Below are 20,228 nucleotides of genomic sequence, written 5' to 3'. Positions count from 1 at the left end.
GATGACCATTGGGCGGGCGCCGTCCGTCGTGCAGAACTCCGGTCAGGTGTTGCCGGCCGGCCACGAGCCGGCGAACCTCGGCGACATCCTGGAACGGGTGCTCGACCGCGGCATCGTGATCGCCGGTGACATCCGGGTCAGCCTGCTCGACATCGAGCTGCTGACGCTGAAGCTACGGCTGGTCATCGCCTCGGTGGACACGGCGCGGCAGATCGGCATCGACTGGTGGGAGCACGACCCGTGGCTCAGCTCGCGGGCCCGCCCGCCGGTCGAGCCGGGCCCGCGCGATCCCGAGGAGGTCGAGGCGTCCCGCCGGCCGCGGGTCGCCGCCCGGGCCGAGCGGGACCCGAGGGAGGGCTGGCATGACCACGACCTCTGACCCCACCCGGGACACCGGCACCGCCGTCTGGCTGCACGGCGTGGTCACCGGGACGGCCACGCCGGCCGGGCTGCCGGGCATCGCCGGCACGCCGGTCCGGGCCGTGGCCGCCGCCGGCCTGGTCGCCGTGGTGAGCGACGCCCCGCTCAGCGAGTACGGCGAGGCCGCGCTGCGCCGGAACCTGGAGGACCTGGCCTGGCTGGAGCGGGCCGCCCGGGCGCACCACGCCGTGGTGGACGCGCTGTCCCGGTCCGGTGCCGTGGTGCCGGCCCGGCTCGCCACCGTCCACCGTGACGACGACCGGGTGGCCCGGGTGCTGGTCGAGCGGCACGACGAGCTGGCCGGCACCCTGGCCCGGCTCGCCGGCCGCGCGGAGTGGGGCGTCAAGGGGTACGTGGTGCCCGGCGCCACCCCGCAGGTCGAGGAACCCGCCGGCGGGGGCGGGGCCGGCGCGGCGTACCTGCGGCGGCGCAAGGCTCAGCTCACCGCCCGGGAGGAGGGGCAGCGGGTCGCGGCCGACGGGGCCGCCGCCGTGCACGCCGCCCTCGCGGGGTACGCGGTCGCCGCCCGAAGGCACGCCCCGCAGGACCGGCGGCTCTCCGGTGCGCCCACCGCCATGGTGCTCAACGGGGCGTACCTGGTCGACCGGGACCGCTGGGACGGCTTCGCCGGGCTGGCCCGCGAGCTGGCGCAGCGGCACCCGGAGCTGCGGATGGAGCTGACCGGCCCCTGGCCGCCGTACTCCTTCGTGGCGGAACCGGAGGCGGAGCCGGCATGGGCGTGACCACGCTGGCGCCGAACAGCGCCGACGACCCGCTGACCTACCGGCCGGTGGCGCTGGTCGACCTGCTCGACCGGGTGCTCGCCACCGGCGTGGTGATCACCGGGGACATCACCCTTGCCATCGCGGACATCGACCTGGTCCGCGTCTCGCTGCGGGCGCTCATCGCCTCGGTGGGCGCGCTCGCCCCGCCCGAGCCGGAGGCGGCACCGTGACGGGCCGGGACGAGGCGGCCGAGCTGGCGGCGGCGCTGGGCGAGCCGGCCTGGCGGGCGCCCCGGGTCCGGCCGCTGGACCGCCGGCTCGCCGTCGACCAGGACTCGGTCGAGCGCGGGCTCGCCAGTCTGGTGCTCACCGTGATCGAGCTGCTCCGGCAGCTCATGGAACGGCAGGCGCTGCGCCGGGTCGACCTCGGCGACCTGACCGACGAGCAGGTCGAGCGGGTGGGCGCCACGCTGATGGCGCTGGAGGAGCAGATGACCCAGCTCCGCGAGTACTTCGGTCTCGCACCCGAGGACCTCAACCTCGACCTCGGCCCGCTCGGCCCGCTGCTGCCCACCGACTGAGCCGGCTCACCGCCGGGTGGCGGCGTAGGCCTCCAGCAGGGCGAGCTGGACGGGGTCCAGGGAGGGGCGGACGCGGGTGCGGGCCGCCTCGACGTGCGCCGCGGTGACCGTGCTCGCGGCCAGCGACTCGCGCATAGCGGCGAGGGCCGCCTCCCGGATCAGCGCCGCGCAGTCGGCCGCCGAGAAGCCGTCCAGCTCCGCGCCGAGGGCGGTCAGGTCCACGTCGGGCGCGAGCGGGACGTGCCGGGCGGCCGCGCGGAGGATCTCGGCGCGGGCCGGGCCGTCCGGCGGCGGCACGTACACGAGGCGTTCCAGCCGGCCGGGGCGGAGCAGCGCCGGGTCGACCAGCTCCGGCCGGTTCGTGGCGCCGACCACCACCACGTTGCGCAGCGCCTCCACCCCGTCGAGCTCGGTGAGCAGGGCGGCGACCACCCGGTCGGTGGTGCCCCCGTCGGTGGCCTGGCCGCGGACGGGGGCCAGGGCGTCCACCTCGTCGAGGAAGACCAGGGTGGGCGCTGCCTCGCGGGCCCGGCGGAACAGCTCGCGTACCGCCCGTTCGCTCTCACCGACCCACTTGGAGAGCAGCTCCGCGCCCTTCACCGACAGCACGTTGGCCCGGCCCGAGCCGGCCAGCGCGGTGACCAGGTAGGTCTTTCCGCAGCCGGGCGGCCCGTAGAGCAGCACGCCGCGCGGCGGCGTCACGCCGAGCCGGGCGAAGGTGTCCGGGTAGGTCAGCGGCCAGAGCACCGACTCGGTCAGCGTCTGCTTGACCTCGTGCAGGCCGCCGACGTCGTCCAGGGTCACCGAGGCCAGCTCCAGGGTGGACGCCGCCATCGTGGTCGGCCGGACCACCTCCAGCGCGCCGGTGAAGTCGGCCATGGCCACGGTCGGCTTCTCGGCCGTCTTCTGCCGCAGCGCCGCCCGCACCCCGGCCTCCCGGACCAGCGCGGCCAGGTCGGCGGCGACGAACCCCGGCGTACGGGCGGCCACCTCGTCCAGCCGGACGTCCTCGGCCAGCGGCACCTGCCGGGTGAGCACGGTGAGCTGTTCCCGGCGCAGCGCCGCGTCGGGCAGCGGCACGGTGATCCGCAGCGAGAGCAGGTCCGGGGCGCGCAGCGCCGGGTCCACCGCCTCGGGGCGCCCGGTCGTGCAGACCACCGCCGCGCCGGCGCCGACCGTCTCGGCGACCACCTGCCGGAACACCGTGGCCAGCGGGCCGGGCTCGTCGGCCGGAGCGACCGCCTCCACGTCGGTGACCAGCAGCACGGCCGGTCCGTTGGCGCGGACCGCCGCGGCGGCCTCGCGCAGCCGGCGGGCGGCCGCGTCGTTGCTGAGTGCGGCCAGTTCGGGACCCCACAGCGGGCGTACGCGGGCACGGACCCGGGCGGCGACCGCGCGGACCAGCGCCGACTTGCCCGAGCCGGCCGGTCCGGCGACGAGCACGCCGAGCGAGACGGTGGTGCCGAGCCGGCCCAGCACCTCGCGGTGGTGGAAGCCCAGGTCGAGCAGCTCGGTCAGCTCCTCGGCCTGGGTGCGCAGCCCGGGCAGCTCGTCCACGTCGGGCGCGTCCTCGGGCCCGAGCAGACCGTCGGCCGGCGCCGCTTCCGCCGGGGCCGGGGCACCCGCGTCGCCGGCCGGGCCGGAGCCGCGGGTGGCCGGGCCGTGCTCCCAGCCGACCACGGTGTCCATGGTGACCAGCGCGCCGGTCGCGGGCTCGGCCGACACCACGGTGAGCAGGGTGCTGGTCCAGGCGTACCCCACGGTGGTGGCCAGGCTGCGGCGGGCGGCCTCGACCAGGCCGCGGAGCGCGGCGTCGGGGAGCACGTCCTGGGGCAGCAGCGAGACGTCGTCCCCGGCGGTGACCACCTTGCCGAGCAGGGCGAGCCGGAGCATCTCCGGGGAGACCGCGGCGACGACGCCGACCGGACCGGCCAGGGTGAGCCGCCGCGCCGGTGTCGCGGGCAGCGGGCTCACGGTGACCTGCCCGCCGTCACGCAGGCCCAGGTTTCCCAGCAGCAGGTCGTCGGCGTAGAGCAGGGCGCTGCTCGCGGTCGGCTCGGCCGGTGCGGCGATGCCGGCGGTCACCCGGCGGCCGGTCAGCCGCACCGGGTCGCCGGGGCGCAGCGCCAGGGCCGTCAGCACCTCGGGGTGCAGGCGGACGACGCCGCGCCGGGCGTCCAGCGCCGCCGGCCGCAGGCTCGCGGTCAGGGTCAGGTCGGGTTCCGCCACCCGCCCGACAGTAGCCGCCGGCACCACGTCGTGCCGGGCGGCTTCAGCGTGGGTCCGTGTCGTCCAGCAGCGAGGGGTCGCGCCGGATCATCTCGGCCAGCCGGGCCGCCGGGTCGGTGACCACCCCGTCCTGCCCGGGCGCCGGCACCGTCTTCACCGACATGGGCCAGGCCGGCGGGGGTGCCGGCGCGGGCGCCGGGCCGATCGTCACCTCAGGGCCGGACCAGGCGACCCGCAACGGGTACGCCTGCCCACCCAGTTCCACCCGCACCACGACGGCCAGCCCGGGGTGCTCGGCGACCACCCGGCGGACGACCTCGGCCACCTCCTCGACCGGGTCCCGCCGCTGCGGCCGGTCGCCCCCACGCAACCGGTACGCGCCGTGCCCCGCGCGTCCCTCCCGCTCGTCCCACTCCGTCTCTTCGGCCGGCTCGGCCGGCTCGCCGGGCAGCGGCGTCCGGCGGCGCCGCGCCTCCTCGCGCCGCGCCAGCCGGGCCAGGGTCTCGTCCAGATCACCTCTCATCACGTCACCCCTTCCGTGATCACGGGTCGAACCGACGGCCGGTTCAGGCCCCCTTCTCCCGGGTCGCCCGGTCCAGCGCCCGGTCCAGGACGACCAGCAGCGCGTCCCGTACGGAGAGCCGGTCCCGGGCGTCGAACTGCACCAGCGGCACGTGCTCGCCGATCGCCAGCGCCCAGCGGATCGAGGGCAGGTCGAGGGCCAGCCGGCCGTCGAAGGCGTTCACGCCCACCGCGAACGGCAGCCCGGCCCGCTCGAAGAAGTCGATGGCCGGGTAGCAGTCGTCGAGCCGGGCGCTGTCGACCACCACGAGCGCCCCGAGCGCACCCCGGGCCAGGTCGTCCCACATGAAGCCGAAGCGGGCCTGGCCGGGCGTGCCGAAGAGGTAGAGCTTGAGGCTGCGGTCGATGGTGACGCAGCCGAAGTCCATGGCCACCGTGGTGGTGGTCTTGTCCGAGTCCGCGGCCAGGTCGTCGACGCCGATCCCGGCGCTGGTCATCTCCGCCTCGGTGGTCAGCGGGGCGATCTCCGAGATCGCGCCCACCGTGGTCGTCTTGCCCACCCCGAAGCCACCCGCGATGAGGATCTTCACGGGAACGGGTGCGCGCGGCCCCGCCACCGGACCGACCGTCGGGACGGCCACCCGGGGCGGCCGGTACGGCGGCGGTGGTGGAACCGGCGGGGCGGCGCGGCCGGCCGGCGGGGCCGGGTTGGCCGGGGCGGCGTACCGGGTGGCGGCGCTGTTGGTGGCCGGACCGCCCGCGGCGGCCGCCGGCCATTCAGGAGATCGCACGGAGTCCATCAATCACTCGCAGGATGAGGTCGGGGTCGAGGGCGTCGTCGGCGGCACCGGGATGCACGTCGAGGTGCCCGGCGGCGCGGAGGTCGCCGACCAGCACCCGGGTCACGCCGAAGTGCATCCGCGTGCGGGCGGAGATCTCCGCCACCGAGATCGGTTCGGTGCAGAGCGCCACGATCGTCGCCAGTTCCGGGGCCAGCTGGGCGATCACCGCCCACGAGCCGCTCTCCGGCCGGACGGTCACCTGGGTCTCCAGGCCGATCGCCGGATCGCCGTCCACCCGGCCGGCGGTCAGCACGAACGGACGCGGCCCGGCCGGCTCCCCGCCGCCCGCGTCCGGCCCCGGGCCGGGGGAGGGCGCGTGCAGGAAGGGGCGGATCCGGGCGCCGGGCTCCGGCTCCGGGTCCTCGCCCGCCGCGTCCGGGGTCATTGCTGGACGGCGTTCTTCAGTTCGGCGATCAACCGGGGCGTCAGGGCGCCGCCGGCCCGGCCGGCGAAGAGCGTCATCTCGTACGCCACGGTGCCCAGGTTGGCCGAGCGGTCGGCGACCACGCCGAGCACCGACCCGCTGCTGATCGCGCTGATCAGCAGGTAGCCCTCGGCCATGTCCACGATCACCCGGTTCAATCCGCCGAGGTCGTACCAGCTGGCCGCGCCCCCGGCGAGGCTCGTCATGCCGGAGACGACCGCGGCCAGGCGTTCCGCGTTGGACCGGTCCTTGATGGCGGACATGGCCATCAGCAGCCCGTCCGAGGAGACCGCGATCGCCTCCATCACCCCGGCCGTGCTGGAGGTGAACGAGTCGAGCAGCCAGTTGAAGGTGCGCGCCTCCGGGCTGAGGCCGCCGGCGGTGGTCTGGTCGGCGTTGTCGTGCAGGAACGGGCTGGTCACCGTGATGGGTCCTCTTCGTAGCGGCGGTCTGGACTGACTTCGCGCAGAGCACGGGCGACGCCCGCCTCGAACTCCGTGATGAGGTCGCGGACCTCGGCCGGGTCGCCGGGCTCCGGGTCGGCCGGCGGGGTGGCCCGTGCCGCGGACACGGCCAGGTTCGCCCCGGGCACGCGCCGGCTGAGCCGGGGCCGGCCGGGGGTGGGCACGGCCGGTGCGGCGTCGTCCTCGGCCCGGCGTACCCCGTCCTGGAACGCCTCGACCAGTGCCCGGACCATGGCCGCGTCGGCGCTGCCGGCGGTCACCGGCCCGCCGGCCTGCGGCGCGGCGGGCGGCAGGCTCGCCCCGGGCACCCGCTGCCGGATCAGCGGCCCGGCCGCGGCCGGCACGGGGAACGGCGGCGCGAGGGCCGGTCCCGCGAGGCCGGGGGACGGCGACGGGACGGCCGGTCCCGCGGGCAGGGGTGCGGGGGCCGGGCCGGCCGGCGGGAGGCCGGTCGCCGGCCCGGCGGCCGGGGGAGCGGCCGGTGCCGGGCCGACGACCGGGGTCGGCGGGTCGGTGCCAGGACGGGGGACGGCCGGTGCCGGGGTCACGGGCGCCTCGGTGGGTGGCCAGGCGCGCGGCGGCCCGTCGGCGGCCGTCCCGGGTTCGACGGCCGGGCTGCCGAAGGCGTTCCAGGTCTCCCCGGCCGCCAGGCTGCGGGTGGCCCGGCTCAGCAGCGCCGCGTCGAAGACGGCCGGTTCGCCGGCGGCCGGGAGCCGGGCGGGCTCGGGCAGCGCCCGGCGCTCCCGGGCCGGCACGGAGGCCCGCGCCACGGTCGCGCCGGCCCGCTCCGGACGCCGGACCACCAGCAGGGCCGCGGGGATGTCCAGGTGGGCGGTCACCCCGCCGCCGGCGGTCGCGGCCAGCCGGACGCTCCAGCCGTGCCGCCGGGCCAGCCGGCCCACGACGAAGAGCCCGAGCACCTCGGTCGGGGCCAGGTCGAGCCGCTCCGGGCGGGTGAGCCGGGCGTTCTCCGCGGCGAGGCGCTCCTCGGTCATGCCGATGCCCCGGTCGACCACCGTGAGCCGGGCGCCGCGATCGGTCTGCTCGCCGACCACCAGCACACGGGTGTGCGGCGGGGAGAAGGCGGTGGCGTTCTCCATGAGCTCGGCCAGCGCGAGCACCAGATCGCCGGCGGTCGCGGGCCCCGCCGACACGCCGGACGGGACCTGCACGTCCACCCGGGTGTAGTCCTCGATCTCGCCGAGCGCGAGCCGGACCAGGTCGCCCAGCGGCACCGGCGCGACGTGACCGTCCGACCCGGTCGCGCCGGACAGCACCACGAGACTGCCGGCGTTCCGGCGCAGCCGGCTGGAGATGTGGTCGAGGCGGTACAGGTGCTCCAGCCGCCCGGGGTCGGTCTCCTGCCGCTCCAGCCGGTCGATGAGGGCGATCTGGCGGCCGACCAGGTTCTGCGTACGCCGGCCGACGTGGCCGAACATCTGCGCCACGTTGCGCCGGCCGGCCACCTGCCGCTCGACCAGCCGCGCGGCGGTGCGCTGCACCCGCTCGAACGCGCGGGCCAGGTCGCCGATCTCGTCCCGGGCCCGCACGTCGATCGGGTCGAGGCGGACCGGCGCGACGGCCTCGGCCTCGTCGTCGACCACCCGGGTCAGCTCCGCCTCGGCGACCCGGGCGACCCGGTCCGCGGAGCGGGTGAGCCGGGTCAGCGGCCGGGCCACGGTCCGGGCCACCGCCATGCCGAGCAGCACCACGGTGAGCAGGATCAGGACGGCCGCCGCGCTGACCAGCCAGGCGGCGGCGAGCGCGTCCCGCTGCTCGTTCCGGGTCTCGGCGATGACGTCGGCGACGATCTTCTTCTCCACGAACTGGCCGAGGGTGATCATCGAGCGGACCGAGGGGAACAGCGCGTCGATCGGCACGGCCGCGATCGCCGCCACCGGGTCCTTGACGCTGTCGACGAGGAAGGTGGGGCTGGTCCGCGCGGCGACCGCCGCGTCGTCCAGCATGGCCAGCCGGTACTGCTCCGGCGTGATGAGGCTGCGGAACCGCTGGTTGTCCACCTCGAGGCCGGCCATGCAGGCGATGTACGAGCCGGCCACCCGCGGATCGCCCGTCGTCTTGACCAGCACGATCAGCGTGGCGCAGGCGCCCAGCCCCTCGTCGGCGCGGAGCAGTGCGTCCAGCGCCAGCACCTGCCGCCCGGCCGAGGTGCCGGTGTCGACCTGGAACGGCAGCCGGAGCGACTCGATGAGCGCCATGTCGACGGTGCGGAAGGCGCCCATGATGTCGTCCGGCGTGGCCTTGCCGGCGAGCACGGCGGTCCGCAGGTCGCCCAGGGTGCGCACCCCGTCGAGGGCCGTCCGGACCGGCGCCGGCAGCGACTCGGCCCGCAGGTCGGCGACCCGGTCGTCCACGGTGGCCGACTTCTGGATCAGCTCGGTGCGCGTCACGCGGCCCAGCAGGTAGCCCACCGACAGCAGCCGTTCCTGCTGGAGGTCCTGCACGAGGGTGCCGATGCGGCTGGACACCCGGACGGTGTCGGCGGTGTCGGCGGCCCGCTGCGCGGCGGCGACCCGGTCGAGGACGACCGGCACGGCCAGCCCGACCATGCTGAGCAGCGGGATGATCACCAGCAGGGCGAGCCGGCCCCGGATCCGGAGCCTACCGAGCAGCATCGAACGGCCCCCACCGCTCGGTGTCGCCGGCCCGCCCGCCGCCGACCGCCAGGAGTTCGCCGTAGCCGGGGGAGTCCGGGTGGGCCGGCGCCGGGGCCGGGCCGGCCTCGGCGGGCTCGCGGTCGGCCTCGGCGGCCCGGCGGCGGGCGCGCCGCAGCGCGCTGAGCAGCACCCCCGCCAGCACGGCGAGCAGCACACCGGCCAGGGCGACGGCGCCCTGGGCCAGCCAGCGGTCCCGGTCGAGCCCGTCGAGCCGATCCGCCAGCAGCGCGTCGAGCTGGTCGAGGATCACCCGCCGGAGCTCGCCGGCGGCCGACTGCGCGCCGCGCCGCGCGGCGCCGAGCTGGACCGGGTCGGGACCGGCCGCCCCGGCGGGCGCCGAGAACGCGGCCAGCGCCTCCACCGAGCGCTGGTAGGTGTCCAGCGGGGTGAGCACGGTCGGGCCGAGGTCGGTGCTCTCCGAGCTGTCCACGGCCGCCCGCAGGTCGTCCACCAGGTCGGTGGCCGGCCCGAGCGCGGCGACCCGGAGTTCGGCCAGCTCCGCGACGGTCCTCGGGCGGTCCTTGGCCGGCCGGTTCGGCGCGAGGGTGGCCAGGTCGGCGAGGCGGCCGGCGGCGACCATGGCCGCGGGCAGGTCCGCGCCGATGGCGTCCTGCACGAAGAACGAGTCGGAGCGCGGGTCGCGGACCAGGCCGGACGCCTCGCGGACCTTCCGGTGCAGCGCCAGCAGCAGGTCGGTCACCTCGCCGTACGCCTGGAAGGCCGCCTCCGGGTCGGTGAGCCCGCGCTCCGGCAGCGCCTCCAGCTTGGCGCGTACCCCGGCCCAGCGTTCCCGGGTGCGGAGCCTGTCGCCGATCGCGCTGTCCACCTGCGCCGCCTGCTCGATGGCGGCGGTGAGCGCCGCCCGGGAGACCGGCCGGCCGGCGACCGCCGTGGTCTGCGCGTCGGTCAGCGCGTCGGTGACCGGCCCGAGCGCGCGCAGGTAGCGGACGCCGAGCCGTTCCCGGGCGGCCAGGTCGTGGTCGTCGCCGGTGTGCCCGTCGGTCTGGGCGAAGAGCAGCCCCAGCGGGGCCAGCAGCGCCAGCACCAGCAGCAGGGGCAGGGCACGGCCCGGTACGGAGGGCCGTCGGCGGACCCGCGGCGCGGGGACGGTCATGGTCGGTCTCCTCCGGCGACGGCGGGGGATGGTCCGGAGCCGGGAGGTCGCCGTTTCCGCAGTCCCGTGCACCGGACCGGAAAAGTAGTCGAAGCGGGTGCGGGTGGGACCGTGGTCGCCGAGTCGGCTTCGCGTCACTTCGAGTCACATCACATCCGGTTGACCTTGGGCCTACGGAGCGTCCGATATGGGCGGAGAGAAGGTGGCATCGGCGGCATTTGCGCTCGTAGATGTGATTTCACGGAATCCGAACTCATCCCGCTGGGACGCTCTGGACCTTCCGCGGTCGACGGGACCCGGACAACGAACGGCGCAACCGGACGGACGTACGGCGGATCTCAGGGAATGCTCAGCCGGCGGCCCGTACCGTGTGCCGCATGAGATCACCGCTGCCCGTCGCGCGGATCCGGCGCGCCCTGGCCGGCCGCCCTCGCCGGCTCGTCGCCGCGGTGGTGGTGGTCGTCCTGGTCGCCGCCGCCCTGGTCTGGGCGGCCCGCCCGGACCGCGCCGACTTCCGCACCGAGTCGGCCGTGGTGACCGTCCGGTCCGGACCCTCCGGCGACCAGCCGGTCGACCTGGACACCACGCTCTACGTGCCCGGCGACGCCTCGGCGCGGCACCGCGTTCCGGCGGTGCTGCTGGCGCACGGGTTCGGCGGCACCAAGGAGTCGGTCCAGCCCGACGCGGAGGACCTGGCGGCCCGGGGATACGCGGTGCTGACCTGGACCGCGCGCGGCTTCGGCCGCAGCGGCGGCGAGATCCACCTGGACAGCCCCGACTACGAGGTGCGGGACGCCCAGCGCCTGCTCGACCGGCTCGCCGCCCGCCCGGACATCCGCCTCGACGCGGCCGGCGACCCGCGGGTCGGCGTGGTCGGCGGCTCGTACGGCGGCGGCCTGGCCCTGCTGCTGGCCGCGCAGGACCGCCGGGTCGACGCGATCGTCCCGATGATCACCTGGAACGACCTGTCCCGCGCCTTCCTGCCCGAGAACACCGGCAAGGCGCCCACCGAGGGCGTGTTCAAGAAGGGCTGGGCGGGCATCTTCTTCGGCGGCGGCGGCAACGCCGGCTCCGGCCCGGCCGGGCTCTCCGGCACGACCGCTGCCCAGCCGGAGGGCGCCCCGGCCTCGGCCGGCGCGCCCAGCCCGCAGCCCGCTGGCGGGCCGGGCACCGGCCCGGGTCGCGGCCCGGCCGGCCCCGCCGACCCGTCCTGCGGCCGGTTCGCCGCCGACGTCTGCGCCGCGTACCTGCGGATCGCCACCACCGGGCGGGCCGACGGCCCGGCGGTCGACCTGCTGCGCCGCTCCTCGCCGGCCGGGGTGCTCGACCGGATCACGGCGCCCACCCTGCTGGTGCAGGGCGAGGCGGACACGCTGTTCCCGCTCACCGAGGCGGACGCCAACGCCCGGGGCATCGCCGCCGCCGGCACCCCGGTGCGGGTCGCCTGGTTCACCGGCGGCCACGACGGCGGCGCCGGACCGACCTCGGACTCCGACCGGGTGAAGTTCCTGACCGCGCAGTGGCTCGACCACTACGTCAAGGGCGAGGGGGCGGCGCCCGGCGACAGCTTCACCTTCTCCCGGATCGCCGGGTTCGACGCGCTCGACCGGGGCCTGGTGGCCACCGGCTTCCGCACGGCCGACTATCCGGGCGTGACCGGGCAGGGCCGCCGCGAGGTGACGCTGGCCGGGCCGGACCAGGCGATCGCCAACCCGCCCAACGGCAACCCGGCGGCGATCTCGTCGGTGCCGTTCGCCGGGGCGCTCGGCTCGCTGCTGGACGGGGTGGCCGGCGACATCCCCGGCCAGCACGCCCGCTTCGAGTCCGCGCCGCTGACCGACCCGGTCGACGTGGTCGGCGCGCCGACCGTGCGGATCCGGGCCGCCTCCGCGACCGGCGCGGCAGTGCTGTTCGTGAAGCTCTACGACGTCGACCCGCAGGGCGCGGCCACGCTGCCGGACGGCCTGGTCGCGCCGGTCCGGCTGACCGGCCTGCCGCAGACCGTCGAGGCGGCACAACCGGTCACCGTCACCCTGCCGGCGATCGTCCGCCGGATCGAGGCCGGGCACCGGCTGCGGATCGTGGTGGCGACCTCCGACCAGGCGTACGCCACGCCGGCCGAGCCCGCCGTGCACACCGTGGCGCTCGGTGCCGGCCCGCTGGTGCTGCCGACGGTCGACGCCACGCCCATCCCCACCACCGCCACGGTCTGGCGCTGGGTGCTGGCCGGCCTGCTCGCCGCGATCGCGGTGGGGCTCGTCGTGGTCGTCCTGGTCGCCCGCCGCCGGCACCGCCGCCAGGACAGCTCCGTGCACCCGGCGTACGCGGGCGTGCCGCTCGCCGTCCGCAACCTGCGCAAGGAGTACGCGGACGGCTTCGTGGCCGTCTCCGACGTGGACTTCGAGGTGCACCCCGGCCAGGTGGTCGGCCTGCTCGGGCCGAACGGCGCCGGCAAGACCACCACGCTGCGGGTGCTCATGGGGCTGACCCAGCCCACCGCCGGCGAGATCTACGTCTTCGGGCACCGGCTGGTGCCCGGCTCGCCGGTGCTCTCCCGGATCGGCGCGCTGGTCGAGGGGCCCGGCTTCCTGCCGCACCTGTCGGGCCTTGCGAACCTGCGGGCGTACTGGCGGGCGACCGGGCGGCCCTGGGCGGACGCGCACTTCGACGAGGCGCTGGAGATCGCCGGGCTGGGCGACTCGGTGCACCGGCGGACGAAGAACTACAGCCACGGCATGCGCCAGCGGCTGGCCATCGCGCAGGCCATGCTGGGTCTGCCCGAACTGCTGGTGCTCGACGAGCCGACGGACGGGCTCGACCCGCCGCAGATCGCCGAGATGCGCCGCGTGCTCCAGCGTTACGCCACCGACGGGCGGGCGGTGCTGGTCTCCAGCCACCTGCTGGCCGAGGTGGAGCAGACCTGCACGCACGCCGTGGTGGTGAACAAGGGGCGGATCGTCGCGTCCGGCCCGGTCGAGGAGATCGTCGGCGAGTCGCCGAGCGTGCTGTTCGAGGTGAGCGACCCGGACGCGGCGCGCGACGTGCTCGACCGGCTGGCGGGCGTACGGGTGCTGCCCGACGGCGACGGCGGGCTGGTGGTGGACACCAACGGCACCGCCCGCAGCGAGGTGGTGGCCGAGCTGGTCCGGGCCGGCATCGGGGTGGACCGGGTGGTGCCCCGGCGCCGCCTGGAGGACGCGTTCCTCGCCCTGGTGGGCGAGAACTCTCGGGGAAGCGGGGACCGGTGATGGCACAGCCCTCCACTGTCGGACCGATCGGGGCCGCCGCCGGCTACCGGCCGTCGGCCACCCTGCCGTTCCGGGCCGAGTTCCGGCGGCAGGCGTCGCGCCGGCGTACCCAGCTCGCGCTGGGGTTCATGGTGCTGCTGCCGCTAATCATCCTGATCGCGTTCCAGTTCGACTCCGGCAACGACGACCGGAACGGCCGCAACGAGTTCTCCAGCCTGGTCGACCTCGCCACCTCGGGTGGGCTGAACTTCACCCTCTTCTCGATCTTCGTGTCGTCGTCCTTCCTGCTGGTCGTGGTGGTGGCGCTGTTCTGCGGCGACACGGTGGCCAGCGAGGCGAGCTGGGGCAGCCTGCGGTACCTCCTGGCCGTACCGGTGCCCCGGGCCCGGCTGCTCACGGTGAAGCTGGTGGTCGCGCTCGCCTACTCGGCGCTCGCGCTGGTGCTGCTCGCGGGCACCGCCCTGCTCGCCGGCACCCTCCGGTACGGCTGGTCGCCGTTGCGCAGCCAGGTCGCCGCCGAGCTGGCCCCGGCCGAGGGCCTGGTCCGGCTGCTCGCCGTGCTCGGCTACCTGGCGATCGTCCTGCTGGTGGTGGCCGGGCTGGCGTTCCTGCTCTCGGTGACCACGGACGCCGCGCTCGGCGCGGTCGGCGGCGCGGTGCTGCTCTGGATCCTCTCGAGCATCCTCGACCAGATCACCGCGCTGGGTGGCCTGCGGGCGTTTCTGCCCACCCACTTCAGCAGCGCCTGGCTGGGGCTGCTCTCCACGCCGGTGCAGACCGACGACGTGGTGCGCGGCGCCATCTCGGCGATCGCCTACGCCACCGTGTTCTGGGGTCTGGCCTACTGGCGGTTCACCCGGAAGGACGTAACAAGCTGAGGGGCTCACATGTTGGGAGCGTTCCCACGCGGGCGTCCCGTTAACAAAGAATTTATTAACTTCGATAAAGTCGTCGGCCATCCTGGGACTACGTCCGTCACGTTTCAGGAGGTCACGATGGTTCCTGCACGGCTGAACGGCCCCGTCCTGTCCCTCTTCCGCATGGTCACCGGCGTGCTTTTCCTCTGCCACGGCGCGGCCTCACTCTTCGGCATCCTCGGCGGCAACCCGATGACCGGGCAGGCGCTCCCCTTCGCCGAGTGGCCAGGGTGGTGGGCCGCTCTCATCCAGCTCGTCTGTGGCGGGCTGGTGCTCGTCGGCCTGCTCACCCGGCCCGCCGCCCTGCTCGCCTCCGGCTCGATGGCGTACGCGTACTTCGTGGTGCACCAGCCGGACCACCCGCTGCCGCTGCACAACGGCGGCGAGCTGGCGGCGCTCTTCTGCTGGTCGTTCCTGCTCGTGGCGGTGCTCGGCCCGGGCAAACTGGGCCCTGGACGCGTTGCTCTCCCGCCGCCGCGGAGTCGCCACCGAGACCGTCGCCCGTCCCTCGGTCCCGGCCTGACCGACTGTTCCCCGAGATCTTGGTAGGAAGTGGCCCCTCGGGGGGCCGTTTGCTACCAAGATCTGACGGCGTCATCCCGCTGAGCGGCACGGAACCACGTGATCGTTCGGCAGGTCGCAGCGGCCGACGCCCGGCAGCCGGGCGTCGCACCAGACCCGGGTACGCACGAACTGCCGGTCCTCTTCGCTGAGTGTCGTTTCGCCGAAGTCGATGGCGCTGACGTGGCCGAGCGAGATGCGCAGTGACGTGGCAAGGGTGCGTACGTCGTCGAGGCTGGTCAGGGTCGTCGGCAGGTGGACGATCCAGCGGGCTGCGTTCATCGGGTTCATCGGCCGGCCGGAGGTGGACGCAGCGGGTCACACGCAGATCCGTACGGGAGAGTTGAAACCGGGCGACAAGCTGCCGTCGATCTCCGAGCTCTGCGCCCAGTACGGAGTCTCGACCCAGGTGATCCGCTCGGCCATGTTGATCCTCCGAGCGGAGGGGCTCGTGGAGGGGCACCAGGGCCGAGGTGTCTATGTCCGCGACCAGGGCTCGCACCCATCGCACTGATGGCCGCGGAAGATCTTGGTACGAAAAGGCCCCTCTGAGGGCCGTTTCCTACCAAGATCTCAACCGGGGTGACCCTCAGAGGCGGCTGTCGGGGGTCGGTGCCGTGGAGGGTGGGCCGCTCGGGGCCGGCGGTTGCGTCGCCGACGGGCCGTTGTAGCGCTTCCAGGCGCTCACCCCGAGGCGGCCGGTGTTGCCGAGGTCGATCGGCCCGTCCAGCTCTACCGGGTACGCCGGCCGGCCCGGCAGCGGGGCGACGTCGAGATAGGCCCCGTTGCTCGCCACCACCGTGGCGTCGGTGACCAGGTTGCGCCAGAGCAGCGCGGCGCTGGCCCGCTCACCGGGGCGCAGGACGATCCGGGTGGGCGGCTGGTCGAAGCCGGACGTGATCGGCCGGGCGCCCGGGATGATCGTCACCTTCAGCGGGTCCCGGTCGGCGTCCCGGAGGCGGGGCGCCGGGTAACCGCGCAGCTCGTACGGGCGGTCACCGCAGTTGACCAGTTCCAGCCCCATGGCCCGCAGGCCCATGGCGGCGCTCACTCCGAGCTCGGTGATGCGGATCCCCTCCGGCGAGCAGGCGGGCGGGGGCGGTGACGTGCTGGGCGCCGGGGTGGGCGGGGCCGGTGCGGAGACGGGACGGGGCGTCGGCGTTGGTGTGCAGGCGGCGAGCAGGGCCACGCCCGCCAGGGCTCCGATCCGTGCCGCCGCCGTCTTCACCCGACGATCATGTCAGTTGCGGAGGCCCTGGCGGCGGTCAGGCGCGGGCGGGTGCGGCGAGGACCGCGTCGAGCAGCCCCGGGTAGAGGCGTTGCAGCTCGTCGCGGCGCAGCCGCACGTAGCGGCTCGTGCCGGCCACCCGGGTCCGGGTGAGGCCGGCCTCGCGCAGCACCTTCAGGTGGTGGCTGCGGGTCGCCTTGGAGACCCCGAACTCGAACGTGCCGCACGCGTACTCGCCGCCCTCGGCGAGGGCGCGCACGATCTGCAGCCGGACGTCGTCGGCCAGGGCGGCCAGCACGGCGGTGACCGGGACGTCGCGCAGTTCGGGTTCGTGCAGCTCCATGTGACCAGCGTAACCCATGTTCGACATCCGTCGAACAACCTCCTAGAGTCGGCTCCGTTGGTTCGACGATACTCGAACATTGGAGCCGCGATGCGTTCCCGTTCCGCCGCCTTCCCGCTCTTCGCCGCGCTCAGCTGGGGCGTCATGTTCCCCGTGCTGGCCAGCGCGCTCGGACGGGTGGACGCGCTCAACCTGACCACCGCCCGGTACGTGCTCGCCACCGCCGTGCTGGTGGCCCTGCTCCTGGCCCGGGAAGGGGTGGCCGCCCTGGGCACGGCGCGGCGCGGGACCGAGGTGCTGCTGCTCGGCGCGCTCGGCTTCGCCGGCTTCAACACCCTCACCAACCTCGCGCTCGGGATGGCCGCGCCGCAGCAGATCGCCCTGTTCGCCGCCACCGTGCCGGTGGTCACCCAACTGGTTCGCTGGGCGCGGGATGGCGTACGGCCCCGGCCCGCGCTGCTCGGCCTCTCCCTGGTCGCGCTCGTCGGCGTCGGCCTGGTGATCACCCGCGGCCGGCTCGACGGGCTGGGCGAGTTCGGCCTGGGCGGGCTGCTCATGGTCGGCGCGGTGCTCGGCTGGGCGTTCTACACCCACGGGGCGAGCCGGTTCCCCGACTGGTCGCCGCTGCGCTACACCACCCTGACCTCCGTCGCCGGCGCGCTCGCCCTGTTCGCCGTCAGCGCGGTCGCCGACCTCACCGGGCTCCAGCACGCGCCGGCCGCCGCCGATCTCGTCGAGGTCTCGCCCCAGCTCGCGTACGCGGTGCTGATCGCCGCTGTCGTCGCGGGCCTGGCCTGGAACACCGGCGTGCGCCGGCTCGGGCCCGCCGACGCCGCGCTGTTCATGAACCTGGTGCCGGTGACCACGTTCGCGGTCCAGCTCCTGCGCGGCTACCGGCCGGGCGCGGTGGAGCTGGTCGGCGCCGGGCTGACCGTGGCCGCCCTGGTGGCCGCGAACCTCGTCACCCGTACCCGGAAGGCGCCCGCCGCCCCGGCGGTGGTCGCGGTGACCGACCACCCCGCGGTGATCGAGCCGGTCGCGGTCGTCGCGCGCTGACCCGGGGCCGGGGGCTCACACCGTGGGAACCCGGCTCGGCAGCAGCGCAGGGCGCGCATAGACTCGGCAGCACAACTGCATACCTCATCCAGAGGGGCTGAGGGATACGGCCCGATGACGCCCCGGCAACCACCCGCGCGCTCGACGACGAGCGACGGCGGGCAGGTGCCAATTCCGTCCCCGCCGCACCCGGCGATGCGGGGAAAGATGAGAGGAACCCTCGACATGACGTCGACGATCCCCGCGACCTCCGGCATCGACACCACCCTCAGCCCGGCCCGCGCCCTGGTCTGTCGCGCCTGCTCGGCGCGCTACCCGCTGGCCGCCCAGCACGCCTGTTACGAGTGCTTCGGCCCGCTGGAGGTCGACTACGACACCGCCGCACTGGCCGCCGTCACCCGCGAGCAGATCGAGGCCGGCCCGGACAACCTCTGGCGCTACGCCGCCCTGCTCCCCGCCGGTCAGGACCCGGCCACCCGGGTCACCCTGGACCCGGGGCTGACCCGGCTGGTCGCCGCCCCGCACCTCGCCGCCGAGCTCGGGATCACCGCCCCGCTCTGGGTCAAGGACGACAGCGGCAACCCGACCCACTCGTTCAAGGACCGGGTCGTCTCGGTGGCGCTGACCGCGGCCCGGGCGCTCGGCTTCACCCGCTACGCCTGCGCGTCCACCGGCAACCTGGCCAACTCGGTGGCCGCCCACGCGGCCCGGGCCGGGGTGCCGTCGGTGGTCTTCATCCCGAGCGACCTGGAGCAGGGCAAGGTGGTGACCACCGCCGTCTACGGCGGCGACCTGGTCGCCATCGACGGCTCGTACGACGACGTGAACCGGCTCTGCGGCGAGCTGGTGGAGACCGACGAGTTCGAGGACACCGCGTTCGTCAACGTGAACGTGCGGCCCTACTACGCGGAGGGTTCGAAGACCCTCGGCTACGAGGTCGCCGAGCAGCTCGGCTGGCGCATCCCGGCGCAGGTGGTCATCCCGATGGCCAGCGGCGAGCTGCTCACGAAGATCGACAAGGCGTTCGCCGAGCTGGTCGAGATCGGGCTGGTCGAGGCGCCGGCCGGCGGCTGGAAGGTGTTCGGCGCGCAGTCCGCCGGCTGCAACCCGATCGCCACGGCGCTGCACGGCGGCACCGACACCATCGTCCCGGTGAAGCCGACCGGCATCGCCAAGTCGCTGAACATCGGCGACCCGGCCGCCGGCCTCTACGCGCTGGAGGCGGTGCGCCGCACGGGCGGCTGGATGGAGTACGCCGACGACGACGAGATCCGCGCCGGCATCCGGCTGCTCGCCCGCACCACCGGGGTCTTCGCCGAGACGGCCGGCGGCGTCACCGTGGCGGTGCTGCGCAAGCTCGTGGAGTCCGGCCGGCTCGACCCGGCGGCCGAGACGGTCGTGTTCAACACCGGCGAGGGTCTCAAGACCCTCGACGCGGTCGCCCCGGAGGTCGGGCCCACCCACCGCATCCGTCCCAGCCTCCGCGCCGCCCGCGACGCCGGCCTCCTGTCCTGACTCCGTCCCGGCTCGTCCGGGCGGGGGAGGGGCGGATCGCCCGACCGGGGGATTGGGGTGATCCGTTGGGTAACTGGCTTTTCGCTGTGAGTGTGGAAAACGCGCCGTCAAGGACTTGACGGCAGGAATTGGACGGCGCAAGATGCTCCGTGCGGGAGGGCATCCGCCGGAGACTTTTCAAGTTCTTGCGACCCAACGCCGGAGGCGTTGTGCGGACGTCCCTCCCGACCAACGTCCGAAGGGGCCAGTGGAAAACCGCTGGCCCCTTCGCTGTGCGGTGGGTCACGCTCGGGGGCATGGGCATCTCCGTGGCACCCCTCGACCCGGCCGACCAGGCGACCCTCGACGCGGTGTACCGGACGGCGGTTTCGGCCCAGGCCGTGGACGAACCGGACCTCCCGCCGCTGTGCCGGCGACGGTTCGAAGCGCCGTTGCGCCACCCGATGCCGGGCGTCGACACCCTCTGGTGGGTGGCCCGCCTCGACGGGGTGCCCGCCGGCTGGGCCCGGCTGCACCTGCACACCCTGGACAACACCGAGAACGCCAGCGTCGAACTGGTGGTGGACCCCGCGTACCGCCGGCGCGGGGTGGGGCGGGCCCTGCACGAGCACGGGCTGCGGCTGCTGCGCGAGCGCGGCGGCAAGCGGCTGGTCGGGGCGACCGTCACCGCCCTCCCCGGCGAGGAGGGCCGGGAGTTGCCCGGTGCCGCCTTCGCCGCGGCCGTCGGCGCGAAGCCGGCGCTCGCCGACGTCCGCCGCCGGCTGGACGTCACCGCCCTCGACCGGCCGCGCCTGGCCGGCCTGCTCGCCGAGGCCCGCACGGCCGCCGCCGGCTACCGCACCGTCCGCTGGGGGCAGCGCGCCCCCGAGGAGTACGTCGCCGACGTCGCCTACCTGGAGGGGCGGCTGCTGGTCGACGCACCCCTCGGTGACCTCGGATGGGAGCAGGAGAAGGTCGACGCCGAACGGATCCGTGGCACGGAGCGGGCGCTCGACGCGCGCGGGATCCGCCGGTACAGCGCCGGCGCCGTGCACGAGGCGTCCGGCCGGCTCGTCGCCTGGAGCATGGTCAGCCTGGCCGCCAACACCACCTGGCACGCCTGGCAGCAGACCACGATCGTCGACCCCGGCCACCGCGGGCACCGGCTCGGGCTGCTCACCAAGATCGAGAATCTGGAGCACGTCCTCGCGCACGAGCCGGAGCTGCGCGTGGTCGACACGTTCAACGCGGCTGCGAACAGCCACATGATCGCGATCAACGAACAACTCGGCTTTCGCCCGGCGGCCGGCTCGACCGACTGGCAGTTGACGATCTGACTTGTGACAGGCCACTACTGATCTGGTGCCTGACTGTTGCATGATG

20 protein-coding genes, 1 pseudogene and 1 riboswitch are annotated in these 20,228 nt (G+C 75.2%); of the genes and pseudogenes, 11 read left to right on the top strand and 10 right to left on the bottom strand.

Going from position 1 to position 20,228, the window contains the following annotated elements:
* Position 1: 1 nt before the first annotated feature.
* From GCE86_RS23435 to GCE86_RS23420, 4 genes are read left to right on the top strand one after another with little or no spacing between them, the layout of a single operon-like run.
* Positions 2-379, top strand: coding sequence for a gas vesicle protein (locus tag GCE86_RS23435; RefSeq protein WP_091267322.1), 378 nt, complete (start codon positions 2-4; stop codon positions 377-379).
* Positions 363-1,163, top strand: a complete 801-nt coding sequence (locus GCE86_RS23430; RefSeq protein WP_154228925.1) for a GvpL/GvpF family gas vesicle protein — start codon at positions 363-365, stop codon at positions 1,161-1,163. Before GCE86_RS23435 ends, GCE86_RS23430 begins: the two co-directional genes overlap by 17 nt.
* Positions 1,154-1,375: a gas vesicle protein gene (locus GCE86_RS23425; RefSeq protein WP_154228924.1), complete on the top strand. Its 222-nt coding sequence runs from the start codon at positions 1,154-1,156 to the stop codon at positions 1,373-1,375. The genes GCE86_RS23430 and GCE86_RS23425 overlap by 10 nt, the downstream gene beginning before the upstream one ends.
* A complete protein-coding gene (locus tag GCE86_RS23420) occupies positions 1,372-1,725 on the top strand; it encodes a gas vesicle protein K (RefSeq protein WP_244317045.1) in 354 nt (117 codons plus the stop codon). The genes GCE86_RS23425 and GCE86_RS23420 overlap by 4 nt, the downstream gene beginning before the upstream one ends.
* Positions 1,726-1,731: 6 nt before the next feature.
* On the opposite strand, the gene GCE86_RS23415 is transcribed toward GCE86_RS23420, so the two are convergent.
* Genes GCE86_RS23415 through GCE86_RS23385 form a run of 7 tightly spaced genes read right to left on the bottom strand, consistent with a single transcriptional unit; the run spans position 1,732 to position 9,998 of the window.
* Positions 1,732-3,954, bottom strand: a complete 2,223-nt coding sequence (locus GCE86_RS23415) for an AAA family ATPase (protein ID WP_154228923.1) — start codon at positions 3,952-3,954, stop codon at positions 1,732-1,734.
* Between the two features lie 43 nt (positions 3,955-3,997).
* Entirely contained in the window at positions 3,998-4,477 is a 480-nt protein-coding gene (locus GCE86_RS23410) for a hypothetical protein (RefSeq protein WP_154228922.1), read from the bottom strand.
* A gap of 43 nt (positions 4,478-4,520) precedes the next feature.
* Complete coding sequence (locus GCE86_RS23405; protein ID WP_204343216.1) at positions 4,521-5,276, bottom strand: GTP-binding protein; 756 nt, start codon at positions 5,274-5,276, stop codon at positions 4,521-4,523.
* Entirely contained in the window at positions 5,254-5,703 is a 450-nt protein-coding gene (locus tag GCE86_RS23400) for a DUF742 domain-containing protein (RefSeq protein WP_154228921.1), read from the bottom strand. Before GCE86_RS23400 ends, GCE86_RS23405 begins: the two co-directional genes overlap by 23 nt.
* On the bottom strand, positions 5,700-6,164 hold the full coding sequence (locus tag GCE86_RS23395) for a roadblock/LC7 domain-containing protein (RefSeq protein ID WP_154228920.1): 465 nt from the start codon (positions 6,162-6,164) through the stop codon (positions 5,700-5,702). The genes GCE86_RS23400 and GCE86_RS23395 overlap by 4 nt, the downstream gene beginning before the upstream one ends.
* Positions 6,161-8,842 (bottom strand): nitrate- and nitrite sensing domain-containing protein, encoded by a 2,682-nt coding sequence (locus GCE86_RS23390; RefSeq protein WP_154228919.1) that lies wholly within the window; start codon positions 8,840-8,842, stop codon positions 6,161-6,163. The genes GCE86_RS23395 and GCE86_RS23390 overlap by 4 nt, the downstream gene beginning before the upstream one ends.
* Positions 8,829-9,998 (bottom strand): hypothetical protein, encoded by a 1,170-nt coding sequence (locus tag GCE86_RS23385; protein ID WP_154228918.1) that lies wholly within the window; start codon positions 9,996-9,998, stop codon positions 8,829-8,831. The genes GCE86_RS23390 and GCE86_RS23385 overlap by 14 nt, the downstream gene beginning before the upstream one ends.
* A gap of 377 nt (positions 9,999-10,375) precedes the next feature.
* Here GCE86_RS23385 and GCE86_RS23380 point away from each other — a divergent pair, with 377 nt between their 5' ends.
* The 3 genes and pseudogenes from GCE86_RS23380 (at position 10,376) to GCE86_RS23370 (ending at position 14,686) form a co-directional block, all read left to right on the top strand.
* Positions 10,376-13,246 (top strand): alpha/beta fold hydrolase, encoded by a 2,871-nt coding sequence (locus GCE86_RS23380; protein ID WP_154228917.1) that lies wholly within the window; start codon positions 10,376-10,378, stop codon positions 13,244-13,246.
* Positions 13,246-14,124 (top strand): ABC transporter permease, encoded by an 879-nt coding sequence (locus GCE86_RS23375; protein WP_154228916.1) that lies wholly within the window; start codon positions 13,246-13,248, stop codon positions 14,122-14,124. The genes GCE86_RS23380 and GCE86_RS23375 overlap by 1 nt, the downstream gene beginning before the upstream one ends.
* Positions 14,125-14,241: 117 nt before the next feature.
* Positions 14,242-14,686, top strand: a pseudogene (locus GCE86_RS23370) (DoxX family protein).
* A 71-nt stretch (positions 14,687-14,757) separates the two neighbouring features.
* Here GCE86_RS23370 and GCE86_RS23365 read toward each other — a convergent pair.
* Complete coding sequence (locus GCE86_RS23365; protein WP_154228914.1) at positions 14,758-15,015, bottom strand: hypothetical protein; 258 nt, start codon at positions 15,013-15,015, stop codon at positions 14,758-14,760.
* Here GCE86_RS23365 and GCE86_RS23360 point away from each other — a divergent pair.
* Positions 14,897-15,238 carry a winged helix-turn-helix domain-containing protein gene (locus GCE86_RS23360; protein ID WP_425280841.1) on the top strand — a complete coding sequence of 114 codons (342 nt, stop codon included), beginning with the start codon at positions 14,897-14,899 and terminating at the stop codon, positions 15,236-15,238. The two genes, GCE86_RS23365 and GCE86_RS23360, sit on opposite strands and share 119 nt — an antisense overlap.
* 75 nt (positions 15,239-15,313) lie before the next feature.
* Here the strand turns inward: GCE86_RS23360 and GCE86_RS23355 are convergent, their stop codons facing one another.
* Complete coding sequence (locus GCE86_RS23355; RefSeq protein WP_154228912.1) at positions 15,314-15,952, bottom strand: DUF4232 domain-containing protein; 639 nt, start codon at positions 15,950-15,952, stop codon at positions 15,314-15,316.
* 37 nt (positions 15,953-15,989) lie between these two features.
* Positions 15,990-16,295 carry an ArsR/SmtB family transcription factor gene (locus tag GCE86_RS23350; protein ID WP_154228911.1) on the bottom strand — a complete coding sequence of 102 codons (306 nt, stop codon included), beginning with the start codon at positions 16,293-16,295 and terminating at the stop codon, positions 15,990-15,992.
* A gap of 90 nt (positions 16,296-16,385) precedes the next feature.
* Here GCE86_RS23350 and GCE86_RS23345 point away from each other — a divergent pair, with 90 nt between their 5' ends.
* The 3 genes from GCE86_RS23345 to GCE86_RS23335 all read left to right on the top strand — a co-directional run bounded on the left by GCE86_RS23345 (position 16,386) and on the right by GCE86_RS23335 (position 20,182).
* Complete coding sequence (locus tag GCE86_RS23345; RefSeq protein ID WP_154228910.1) at positions 16,386-17,351, top strand: DMT family transporter; 966 nt, start codon at positions 16,386-16,388, stop codon at positions 17,349-17,351.
* Positions 17,352-17,432: 81 nt separating this feature from the next.
* A riboswitch (SAM riboswitch) is annotated at positions 17,433-17,565 on the top strand.
* A gap of 11 nt (positions 17,566-17,576) precedes the next feature.
* On the top strand, positions 17,577-18,866 hold the full coding sequence (gene thrC, locus GCE86_RS23340) for a threonine synthase (protein WP_154228909.1): 1,290 nt from the start codon (positions 17,577-17,579) through the stop codon (positions 18,864-18,866).
* A 296-nt stretch (positions 18,867-19,162) separates the two neighbouring features.
* A complete protein-coding gene (locus GCE86_RS23335; RefSeq protein WP_154228908.1) occupies positions 19,163-20,182 on the top strand; it encodes a GNAT family N-acetyltransferase in 1,020 nt (339 codons plus the stop codon).
* Positions 20,183-20,228: the final 46 nt, after the last annotated feature.

This window comes from Micromonospora terminaliae (assembly GCF_009671205.1).
In the GTDB taxonomy this organism is placed as follows: Bacteria; Actinomycetota; Actinomycetes; order Mycobacteriales; family Micromonosporaceae; genus Micromonospora; species Micromonospora terminaliae.
The sequence above is the reverse complement of the archived record's forward strand: the minus strand, read 5'-3'. Positions and strand labels throughout refer to the sequence as shown.

Excerpts from the sequence above, each read along its gene's own strand:
- GCE86_RS23380 (WP_154228917.1), top strand. The coding sequence starts at position 10,376 with ATGAGATCACCGCTGCCCGTCGCGCGGATCCGGCGCGCCCTGGCCGGC.
- GCE86_RS23430 (WP_154228925.1), top strand. The coding sequence starts at position 363 with ATGACCACGACCTCTGACCCCACCCGGGACACCGGCACCGCCGTCTGG.
- GCE86_RS23410 (WP_154228922.1), bottom strand. The coding sequence starts at position 4,477 with ATGAGAGGTGATCTGGACGAGACCCTGGCCCGGCTGGCGCGGCGCGAG.
- GCE86_RS23390 (WP_154228919.1), bottom strand. The coding sequence starts at position 8,842 with ATGCTGCTCGGTAGGCTCCGGATCCGGGGCCGGCTCGCCCTGCTGGTG.
- GCE86_RS23425 (WP_154228924.1), top strand. The coding sequence starts at position 1,154 with ATGGGCGTGACCACGCTGGCGCCGAACAGCGCCGACGACCCGCTGACC.
- GCE86_RS23375 (WP_154228916.1), top strand. The coding sequence starts at position 13,246 with ATGGCACAGCCCTCCACTGTCGGACCGATCGGGGCCGCCGCCGGCTAC.
- GCE86_RS23350 (WP_154228911.1), bottom strand. The coding sequence starts at position 16,295 with ATGGAGCTGCACGAACCCGAACTGCGCGACGTCCCGGTCACCGCCGTG.
- thrC (WP_154228909.1), top strand. The coding sequence starts at position 17,577 with ATGACGTCGACGATCCCCGCGACCTCCGGCATCGACACCACCCTCAGC.
- GCE86_RS23335 (WP_154228908.1), top strand. The coding sequence starts at position 19,163 with ATGGGCATCTCCGTGGCACCCCTCGACCCGGCCGACCAGGCGACCCTC.
- GCE86_RS23405 (WP_204343216.1), bottom strand. The coding sequence starts at position 5,276 with ATGGACTCCGTGCGATCTCCTGAATGGCCGGCGGCCGCCGCGGGCGGT.
- GCE86_RS23400 (WP_154228921.1), bottom strand. The coding sequence starts at position 5,703 with ATGACCCCGGACGCGGCGGGCGAGGACCCGGAGCCGGAGCCCGGCGCC.
- GCE86_RS23360 (WP_425280841.1), top strand. The coding sequence starts at position 14,897 with ATGGCGCTGACGTGGCCGAGCGAGATGCGCAGTGACGTGGCAAGGGTG.
- GCE86_RS23435 (WP_091267322.1), top strand. The coding sequence starts at position 2 with ATGACCATTGGGCGGGCGCCGTCCGTCGTGCAGAACTCCGGTCAGGTG.
- GCE86_RS23365 (WP_154228914.1), bottom strand. The coding sequence starts at position 15,015 with ATGAACCCGATGAACGCAGCCCGCTGGATCGTCCACCTGCCGACGACC.
- GCE86_RS23385 (WP_154228918.1), bottom strand. The coding sequence starts at position 9,998 with ATGACCGTCCCCGCGCCGCGGGTCCGCCGACGGCCCTCCGTACCGGGC.
- GCE86_RS23345 (WP_154228910.1), top strand. The coding sequence starts at position 16,386 with ATGCGTTCCCGTTCCGCCGCCTTCCCGCTCTTCGCCGCGCTCAGCTGG.